This window comes from Brevibacillus borstelensis (assembly GCF_003710865.1).
GTDB classification, from domain to species: domain Bacteria; phylum Bacillota; class Bacilli; order Brevibacillales; family Brevibacillaceae; genus Brevibacillus; species Brevibacillus borstelensis.
This window is the reverse complement of sequence record NZ_RHHO01000064.1, coordinates 36,793-44,474: the sequence shown is the minus strand read 5'-3', so window position 1 is coordinate 44,474 and position 7,682 is coordinate 36,793. Positions and strand designations below refer to the sequence as shown.

General features: G+C 50.0%; 8 protein-coding genes and 22 tRNA genes. 3 read left to right on the top strand and 27 right to left on the bottom strand.

The window, feature by feature from the left end:
- Positions 1-297: 297 nt before the first annotated feature.
- The 22 genes from EDM54_RS24755 to EDM54_RS24650 form a co-directional block, all read right to left on the bottom strand.
- Positions 298-382, bottom strand: a tRNA-Leu gene (locus tag EDM54_RS24755).
- A 9-nt stretch (positions 383-391) separates the two neighbouring features.
- Positions 392-466 (bottom strand) — tRNA-Arg (locus tag EDM54_RS24750).
- A gap of 7 nt (positions 467-473) precedes the next feature.
- Positions 474-549: transfer RNA gene (locus tag EDM54_RS24745), tRNA-His, on the bottom strand.
- Positions 550-573: 24 nt separating this feature from the next.
- Positions 574-647, bottom strand: a tRNA-Trp gene (locus EDM54_RS24740).
- A gap of 1 nt (position 648) precedes the next feature.
- A tRNA-Met gene (locus EDM54_RS24735) sits at positions 649-725 on the bottom strand.
- A 25-nt stretch (positions 726-750) separates the two neighbouring features.
- Positions 751-839, bottom strand: a tRNA-Ser gene (locus tag EDM54_RS24730).
- A gap of 9 nt (positions 840-848) precedes the next feature.
- A tRNA-Gly gene (locus tag EDM54_RS24725) sits at positions 849-922 on the bottom strand.
- 7 nt (positions 923-929) lie between these two features.
- Positions 930-1,012 (bottom strand) — tRNA-Leu (locus EDM54_RS24720).
- Between the two features lie 15 nt (positions 1,013-1,027).
- Positions 1,028-1,104 (bottom strand) — tRNA-Pro (locus tag EDM54_RS24715).
- 24 nt (positions 1,105-1,128) lie between these two features.
- A tRNA-Arg gene (locus tag EDM54_RS24710) sits at positions 1,129-1,205 on the bottom strand.
- Positions 1,206-1,358: 153 nt separating this feature from the next.
- A tRNA-Gly gene (locus EDM54_RS24705) sits at positions 1,359-1,434 on the bottom strand.
- A gap of 3 nt (positions 1,435-1,437) precedes the next feature.
- A tRNA-Leu gene (locus EDM54_RS24700) sits at positions 1,438-1,524 on the bottom strand.
- Positions 1,525-1,541: 17 nt separating this feature from the next.
- Positions 1,542-1,617: transfer RNA gene (locus tag EDM54_RS24695), tRNA-Lys, on the bottom strand.
- A gap of 9 nt (positions 1,618-1,626) precedes the next feature.
- Positions 1,627-1,711, bottom strand: a tRNA-Tyr gene (locus tag EDM54_RS24690).
- Between the two features lie 7 nt (positions 1,712-1,718).
- Positions 1,719-1,794: transfer RNA gene (locus EDM54_RS24685), tRNA-Thr, on the bottom strand.
- A gap of 19 nt (positions 1,795-1,813) precedes the next feature.
- Positions 1,814-1,889, bottom strand: a tRNA-Phe gene (locus EDM54_RS24680).
- Between the two features lie 40 nt (positions 1,890-1,929).
- Positions 1,930-2,006 (bottom strand) — tRNA-Asp (locus EDM54_RS24675).
- 5 nt (positions 2,007-2,011) lie between these two features.
- Positions 2,012-2,088: transfer RNA gene (locus tag EDM54_RS24670), tRNA-Met, on the bottom strand.
- Between the two features lie 25 nt (positions 2,089-2,113).
- Positions 2,114-2,189 (bottom strand) — tRNA-Val (locus tag EDM54_RS24665).
- Between the two features lie 6 nt (positions 2,190-2,195).
- Positions 2,196-2,272 (bottom strand) — tRNA-Glu (locus EDM54_RS24660).
- A gap of 4 nt (positions 2,273-2,276) precedes the next feature.
- Positions 2,277-2,369 (bottom strand) — tRNA-Ser (locus tag EDM54_RS24655).
- A 252-nt stretch (positions 2,370-2,621) separates the two neighbouring features.
- Entirely contained in the window at positions 2,622-3,581 is a 960-nt protein-coding gene (locus tag EDM54_RS24650; protein WP_024985344.1) for a helix-turn-helix transcriptional regulator, read from the bottom strand.
- 136 nt (positions 3,582-3,717) lie between these two features.
- Here EDM54_RS24650 and EDM54_RS24645 point away from each other — a divergent pair, with 136 nt between their 5' ends.
- Positions 3,718-4,203, top strand: coding sequence for a DinB family protein (locus EDM54_RS24645; protein ID WP_003393390.1), 486 nt, complete (start codon positions 3,718-3,720; stop codon positions 4,201-4,203).
- A gap of 194 nt (positions 4,204-4,397) precedes the next feature.
- On the opposite strand, the gene EDM54_RS24640 is transcribed toward EDM54_RS24645, so the two are convergent.
- The 3 genes from EDM54_RS24640 to EDM54_RS24635 all read right to left on the bottom strand — a co-directional run bounded on the left by EDM54_RS24640 (position 4,398) and on the right by EDM54_RS24635 (position 5,073).
- On the bottom strand, positions 4,398-4,643 hold the full coding sequence (locus EDM54_RS24640) for an S-layer homology domain-containing protein (RefSeq protein ID WP_122959014.1): 246 nt from the start codon (positions 4,641-4,643) through the stop codon (positions 4,398-4,400).
- Positions 4,644-4,675: 32 nt separating this feature from the next.
- Positions 4,676-4,858 carry a hypothetical protein gene (locus EDM54_RS26275; protein WP_141334249.1) on the bottom strand — a complete coding sequence of 61 codons (183 nt, stop codon included), beginning with the start codon at positions 4,856-4,858 and terminating at the stop codon, positions 4,676-4,678.
- Positions 4,859-4,984: 126 nt separating this feature from the next.
- A tRNA-Ser gene (locus EDM54_RS24635) sits at positions 4,985-5,073 on the bottom strand.
- 142 nt (positions 5,074-5,215) lie between these two features.
- On the opposite strand from EDM54_RS24635, the gene EDM54_RS24630 reads away from it, so the two are divergent.
- Positions 5,216-5,956 (top strand): pseudouridine synthase, encoded by a 741-nt coding sequence (locus tag EDM54_RS24630; RefSeq protein ID WP_003392735.1) that lies wholly within the window; start codon positions 5,216-5,218, stop codon positions 5,954-5,956.
- Here the strand turns inward: EDM54_RS24630 and tadA are convergent.
- Positions 5,947-6,444 carry a tRNA adenosine(34) deaminase TadA gene (gene tadA / locus EDM54_RS24625; RefSeq protein ID WP_003392733.1) on the bottom strand — a complete coding sequence of 166 codons (498 nt, stop codon included), beginning with the start codon at positions 6,442-6,444 and terminating at the stop codon, positions 5,947-5,949. The genes EDM54_RS24630 and tadA overlap by 10 nt on opposite strands.
- On the bottom strand, positions 6,441-7,040 hold the full coding sequence (locus EDM54_RS24620) for a nitroreductase family protein (protein ID WP_024985347.1): 600 nt from the start codon (positions 7,038-7,040) through the stop codon (positions 6,441-6,443). Before EDM54_RS24620 ends, tadA begins: the two co-directional genes overlap by 4 nt.
- A 137-nt stretch (positions 7,041-7,177) precedes the next feature.
- Between EDM54_RS24620 and EDM54_RS24615 the strand changes: the two genes are divergently transcribed.
- Positions 7,178-7,678: a ribonuclease H-like YkuK family protein gene (locus EDM54_RS24615; RefSeq protein ID WP_003392728.1), complete on the top strand. Its 501-nt coding sequence runs from the start codon at positions 7,178-7,180 to the stop codon at positions 7,676-7,678.
- Positions 7,679-7,682: the final 4 nt, after the last annotated feature.

The following is a 7,682-nucleotide window of genomic DNA, read 5'->3' as shown; positions in this document are numbered from 1 at the left end:
TGCTAGGCTTGTGATTCAAAAACGCTTCGCTGTTCAGTTTTCAAAGAGCATTTCACAACTTCTCTATTGTAACACATCCTCTTTTCAAAGTCAACACATTTTTTAATCTTGTGAACTTTGTGGTGTGTTACTTTCTATCGATCCCGCCGCTTCTTGTAGGCGGAATTACATATTAACACATTCAACTCAACAAATCAAGATTCTTTTTGAAATCTTCACTTGCAAGTTACACGTCGATGAGTAGAAATACAATCTAACACATCCTTATAACCTGAGTCAAATGAAGTTAATGGAAATTGGTGCGGTCGGCGAGACTCGAACTCGCACGGGTCGCCCCGCCACCCCCTCAAGATGGTGTGTCTGCCAATTCCACCACGACCGCAAATAATAATGGCGAGCCTACCAGGACTCGAACCTGGGCACCTGGTTCCGGAGACCAGTGCTCTATCCTCTGAGCTATAGGCTCAAAAACATGGGGCGATCGATGGGACTCGAACCCACGAATGCCGGAGCCACAATCCGGTGCGTTAACCCCTTCGCCACGACCGCCACAAATAAAAGTATTCAACTGTCTGGCAGGGGCAGTAGGAATCGAACCCACACCAAAGGTTTTGGAGACCTTCGTTCTACCGTTAAACTATGCCCCTATGGTAGCGGCGGAGGGGCTCGAACCCCCGACCTTTCGGGTATGAACCGAACGCTCTAGCCAGCTGAGCTACACCGCCATAAAGCTTTATTATAGAAGAATTGTGGCGGAGGGAGAGGGATTCGAACCCCCGTGGGCTTGCACCCTAACGGTTTTCAAGACCGCCCCGTTATGACCACTTCGGTATCCCTCCGCATAAAAATGGAGCGGGTGATGGGAATCGAACCCACGCGACCAGCTTGGAAGGCTGGAGTTCTACCATTGAACTACACCCGCATAAGAATGGTGCCGGTAGAGGGACTTGAACCCCCACGGTTTCCCTCACGATTTTGAGTCGCGCGCGTCTGCCAATTCCGCCATACCGGCAAATATGAAATTACATGGTCGGGAAGACAGGATTCGAACCTGCGACCCCTTGGTCCCAAGCCAAGTACTCTACCAAGCTGAGCTACTTCCCGACATCTCATTATTAAGGGTTAAAATGGCGTGCCCTGAGAGATTCGAACTCCCGACCTTTTGATTCGTAGTCAAACGCTCTATCCAGCTGAGCTAAGGGCACATATATATGGAGCGGACGACGGGGCTCGCTTCCACTGGCAATACCTCGTCGAACATTCTTCTTTGCGTAGCCAGATCTGAAGTACCCGAGCATTTCTTCGTGTTTTACCACGAGGGTAAACCCGGCATGGGTGAAAGACCTGCGTACGCATCATGGAGCGGACGACGGGGCTCGAACCCGCGACCTTCGCCTTGGCAAGGCGACGCTCTACCAATTGAGCTACGTCCGCATATGGTGCGGTCGAGAGGACTTGAACCTCCACGGTGTTGCCACCACTAGAACCTGAATCTAGCGCGTCTGCCAATTCCGCCACGACCGCATATGAATGAAAGAAACTGGTGAGCCATGAAGGACTCGAACCTTCGACCCTCTGATTAAAAGTCAGATGCTCTACCAACTGAGCTAATGGCTCAAACTAAAATGGTGGGGAGAGACGGATTCGAACCGCCGAACCCATAGGGAGCAGATTTACAGTCTGCCGCGTTTAGCCTCTTCGCTATCTCCCCAAAAAAGTGGTGCCGGCGATAGGACTTGAACCCACAACCCCCTGATTACAAGTCAGGTGCTCTACCAATTGAGCTACACCGGCATGGTGTTGTATTTCATAATGGTGGCTCGGGACGGAATCGAACCGCCGACACGAGGATTTTCAGTCCTCTGCTCTACCGACTGAGCTACCGAGCCGAATAATGTTAATCCGCAAACGCTATCCTCAAGGGATAAATGGCGGAGCTGACGGGACTCGAACCCGCGACCTCCGGTGTGACAGACCGGCGTGAACTCCAACTTCACCACAGCTCCATATTTGGTTGCGGGAGCAGGATTTGAACCTGCGACCTTCGGGTTATGAGCCCGACGAGCTGCCAGACTGCTCCATCCCGCGACGATTTTTATATATTTTATATAAATGGTGGAGGCTGACGGGATCGAACCGCCGACCCTCTGCTTGTAAGGCAGATGCTCTCCCAGCTGAGCTAAGCCTCCAAATTATGGTGACCCGTAGGGGATTCGAACCCCTGAATGACAGCGTGAAAGGCTGCTGTGTTAAACCGCTTCACCAACGGGCCATGATGGCGGATGGAGTGGGATTTGAACCCACGAGACGAGTTATCCCCGTCTACACGATTTCCAATCGTGCTCCTTCGGCCGCTCGGACATCCATCCATATAGAATCAAAATAGATTGTAAATCCGAGATAAGGTTTGCATTCGCTTTGAACTTTTAACCCCTCACGGAATTCCTATGTTAGCACACTCTTTATCAGAAATCAATAGATTTTTTAAAAGAAGTTTAAAGTTTGTAGCTCATGTGAACGTCAACTCTATTATTATACAAATTGAAAACCTACAAAGCAAGATAAAAAAGCTGGTAATCCAAGAAAACTTGACTGCCCTTTGATTTGCTTAATTTTTAACCCTATTGAATATCGGAATCGTACATCTCTATCATCTCCTGAAGCCTCTCTCTTATTAGCTGTACCATTATTACCGGTTCTTTCACTACAGCATTCCTGCCTAATCCGAGAAAGAAATCGGCAAAAAAGGAGATTTCACTCGTAGGAATCATCCCGTCAATCGTGCCGGAGCCGTCTTCAGCTATGTGCAGGTTTGGCACTTTCCACAGCTCCGCCTCACACCTCTGAACACCTTCTTTGCTCAAAACCACATACATCCGTGTCCATTCGATCTTTTTCCGGGTAAATTCCTCCCAATTCCCCAGATGCACATGCTTTAAATCTAATGGTGCCACATCTGACGAACTGTATTCCGCTGAGCGGATGCGATCTCCTCGGAACAAGCGAAAATCCTCCCGCAAAAAGCAGTACGCCGGACAATACCAGTAGCCGTTTCGTGCATATATTCCCACTGGCTGAATATGACGAATAGATCCGCCTTCCCGAGATTCGTAGTCGATGCTAATCACTTTTTGCCAAATGGCTCCGTCCAACAGAATAGACAGATGCCGGACCGGCTTTTGCCGGGTAGGAGCCACTATGTCGACGCGGTTTTTCATCTGGTCGATTCGATCTCGTACATCCCCGGGCATGTACAAATAAAATTTGTTCAAGGCGGAAGCCGCTTGTGTTTCAAAAGGAAGAGAGGAATAATGACGCAGCGCATGACTGGCAAAAAACATGGCGACTGCTTCATCCTCCTTAAATGCAATCGGTGGAAGCACCCGCTCGCTTAGCACCTGATAGCCGCCATGCGGTCCTACCTCAGAGTACAGCGGGACACCCAGTTCGCTAAGCTCCTGAAGGTCTCGCAAGATCGTCCGCGTAGATACCTCAAACTGATCGGCCAGCTCCTTGACAGTAAACTTGCGTTTGCGGTTAACCGTCATCATCAGTTCCATGAGCCGTTTGGATTTGGGCATGCTGTCCTCCTGAACAAAATAAAATGATAATGATGACAAAACCTGTCACTATTATACGTTACACTTCCTCCTATAGCGAACTTTTTCAGACATAGACATTGAGGTAAAAGTACGATTACCGATGGGAGGAAGAAAAATGAACGCAGTGAACGAGATCAAGGGACTGTTATTCGAGGAATTGGAGCTGATCGTCAGAACGACTTCAAATCTCATCCGCCGCATCGAACAAGATCAATGGGAGTACAAGCCAACTGATCAGATGCGGACATTAAGGGAGCTGGTTGAACATCTGGTAGCGATCCCCTCTGTCGATCTGCTCATTCTCAAAGAAAATCCCCAAGAAGTTATTCGCCAGCTGGAATCGGAAATATCCGCGCTTTCTGCTCCTGAAGAGCTGATTGAACAAATGACGAGCGGCTTGGATGATCTGAAGGATTACATGCAAGGGCTGTCAGACGAGGATTTTTTGCAGAAAAAGACGACGCCGTTTTACCTGGAGCACGGCTCTGTTCAAGCAAAATGGCTGATTGAAATTGCAACTCACGCACAACACCATCGCAGTCAGCTATTCACTTATCTGAAGCTGCTTGGACATGACGTCAATATGTTTGACTTGTACTAACCGGATTGACAAACCAATAACTGCCTATTGCCCTGCCATTTGCTCCAATGCTCAACATCAACAGCACGGGATCGCTCAATGGCGGGGTAATAAGAGAGGTGGAGAAAGAAAGACCCGAAATATAGATAGAAGGGAAAAAGACCGGGTGCTTGCAAATATGCACTCCGGTCTTTTCGTGTTTGTTTCTGAGTATGTTACTTTTTGGTTGCTGCTTCAATATCCTTGTATGCCCAATGAGTTGGAGGTACATCTGGCCAGCTTTTTCCACTTACGGCGCTTAATTGTGTACCGTTCACCAAGCGATTGATGATAGTAACCGTTTCTGCTCGCGTCAAGGTCTTTTCAGGATGGGATGTTCCATCTGGGTACCCCGTCATCAAACCTGCTTTGCTTACCGCAGCGATGATCTGTGTAGCCCAGTGATCTGCTGAAACATCCATGGCTGGGTCGAATTTTCCGATTGGAAAGCCTTTCAGTAGCCTGTGCGGTCGCCAGTTACTTCACCCTTGGTCGGGCTGGTTGGCTCGCTAGGCTTTACTTCCGTTTGACCGGAGTTGCTACCCGTGAAGAAGCCGAAGTGACCTTCATCCGTTTTATCACGGCCATTATCGCGGTCTTTATCACGGTCTCCGCCGCGTTTTGTAACAATTCCCAAATATTTACTGACTCTTTTCAGATCAAGCCGTTTTACTAATAAAAAAGCATAAAACAGCCATTGCGACCATTTTATGCTTTCGTCTATACAATCGATCCATCGACCGATTCAAAGTCATTATTAAGGCGGAGAGAGTGGGATTCGAACCCACGCACGCCTCACGACGCCTAACGCATTTCGAGTGCGTCCCCTTATGACCACTTGGGTATCTCTCCACTATGTCAGGAAACAAAAATAAATATAGCAGAAATTTTTTTGTTGTGCAAGAGTAAATCATTGGCACCCCTTGATTTGCTGAGGTCATTGGGCCAATATAAGAAAAGCACAGTTGATCACGAACAGAAACGGGGAATTCGCATGAAGCGAGAACGTTTAGATAAGGTACTGGCCAACATGGGCATTGGTACCCGCAAGGAAGTCAAGCAATTGGTCAAACAAAAGCTCGTTGTCGTCGACGGCACCGTTGCGACCGATCCCGGCATGCATGTCGTACCGGAGGAACAGGAGATCAGCGTAGACGGCGAACCCATCAACTACAAGCGTTGGCTCTACATCATGCTGAACAAGCCGCCAGGCGTCGTCTCCGCAACGGAAGACAATCTGCATGAGACGGTTGTCGATCTGCTTCCTTATGAATGGGCGATCAAGGTTTTCCCGGTAGGCCGTCTGGACATCGATACGGAAGGCTTGCTGCTGCTTACCAACGACGGGCAGCTCTCTCATAATCTGCTCTCGCCGAAAAAGAAGGTGGACAAGGAGTACTTTGCCCGCATCCAAGGACGTGTGACCGAGACCCATGTCCAGGAATTCGCCCGCGGTGTAGAGCTGGAGGATTTTACGACCCTTCCCGCCAAGCTGGAGGTGCTCTCCTCCGGGGAAATTTCCGAAATCCGCGTCACGATCATGGAGGGAAAATTCCATCAGGTGAAACGGATGTTTGCCGCCTTTGACCTGGAGGTTATTTACCTGCAGCGCATTCGCATGGGCCCCATCCGGCTGGATGAATCACTCAAGCCAGGCGAGTACCGCGAATTAACCGATGAGGAAATGGAATTCCTGAAAGCCTATACACAAAAAGAGGGGCCCGCTCAATCCTGAGGGAGCCCCCTTTTTTTGCGCAATCCACGGAAAAAGCTCTTGAGCATTTGGCCGCACTCCTCGGCCAGCACTCCTTCAATAACAGGCACCTGATGGTTGAACCTTTGCTCGTCGAGGAGGTTCATCAACGTCCCCGCGCAGCCCGCTTTGGGGTCCCTTGCTCCGTATACGACCTGCTCGATCCGGCTTTGGACAATCGCTCCCGCACACATCGGGCACGGCTCCAGCGTGACGTACAGCGTACATCCGATAAGCCGCCATCCTCCCAAGCGGGCACTCGCCTCCCGGATCGCGATCATCTCAGCGTGAAGTGTCGGGTCCTTTTTGGTCTCGCGCAAATTAAAGCCCCGTCCGACAATTTCTCCATCCCGGACGATGACCGCCCCGATTGGCACCTCTCCCAGTGCTGCCGCTTTCTCCGCTTCTTGCATTGCGGCTCTCATGTATTTTTCATGATCGCCTTCGTGTATGCTTTGCTCTTTATTCACTTTTCTTCAAATACTCCTTCAAATACGGTTTGCGACAGTTCCCGGCGGCCAGACGGCTTTTCCCGCTCCTGCAGCTGCTCAGGCAGCGCTTCTTTTTCCCCCTGATACCCGATGGCGATCACGGCATGAAGCTCGTAGTCATCCGGAACTCCCAGTACCTCTTTCGCTTTTTCCGGGTCAAAGCCGCCCATGGCATGGGTGATCAGGCCTAGTTTGGTTGCTTGCAGCGCCAGATAGCCCCAGGCTGCTCCCGCATCGAAAGCATGGGCGCGATTGAAAGTACCCCGTCCGCTTACAGTCTTGGACAGAATCAAAGCCAATACAGGAGCCTTTTCGCACCAGATGCGGTTCCCTTCGGCGATGAACGGATAAAACCGCTGTTTGTCTTCCGCTGTCCGGGCAACGATAAATCGCCACGGCTGCTCATTGCTCGCGGACGGCGCCCAGCGCGCTGCTTCAAACAGGCTGAACAAAACGTCATCCGGCACCTGATCTTCCTTGAAAGACCGCGGAGACCATCTGTTAAGGAAAACAGGGTCAATTTCATACGCCGCACTTCGGTTTTCGGCGACCTCAGGGAAATGAGATTTCGTCATTTTTTGTCCCTCCATACTTTATTTTTGATGATCCATAACAGTTTGGTCTTCCTCACTCACATACTCTCCGCATGATTACATACATTAACAGTGTAAGCGAACGAATGTAATCATACCTCTACCGAGGGGGGATGTGAGTGGGATTAACCTATGAAAGCCCCGTTCTGTTTGACCGATTTCACAGTCCATCGCGGGGGCTTCTGGACAAGGCTGACGTGTTTTCCAACATCGAGCAAACCGTATCCACAAATAACGGAACCTACGAATTGATTGTCGGAGCGGACTCCCAGTTGCGCAGCCGGGGGACGTTTTTTGCGATTGTCATTACGCTGATTCAACAAGGGCGCGGCGGCATGTTTTTTTACCACAAATTTCAGGAGCGACGGTATACGTCACTGCAGCAGCGCATTTTTCAGGAAGCGATGTACGCGGTAAACCTCGCCTCCGAGCTGCGCCAATACTTGCGTGAGCACGAAATCGACTTACCGATTCGCCTCCATTTTGACATTGGAAAAAACGGCCCTACCCGAAAGTTTATCCAACAACTGCTAAGCCTAGCGGAAACCAATCACTTCCGGGCCGAAATCAAGCCGTACTCGTTTTGCGCCTCAACGATTGCCGACAAGTTTACCAAGTAGGATG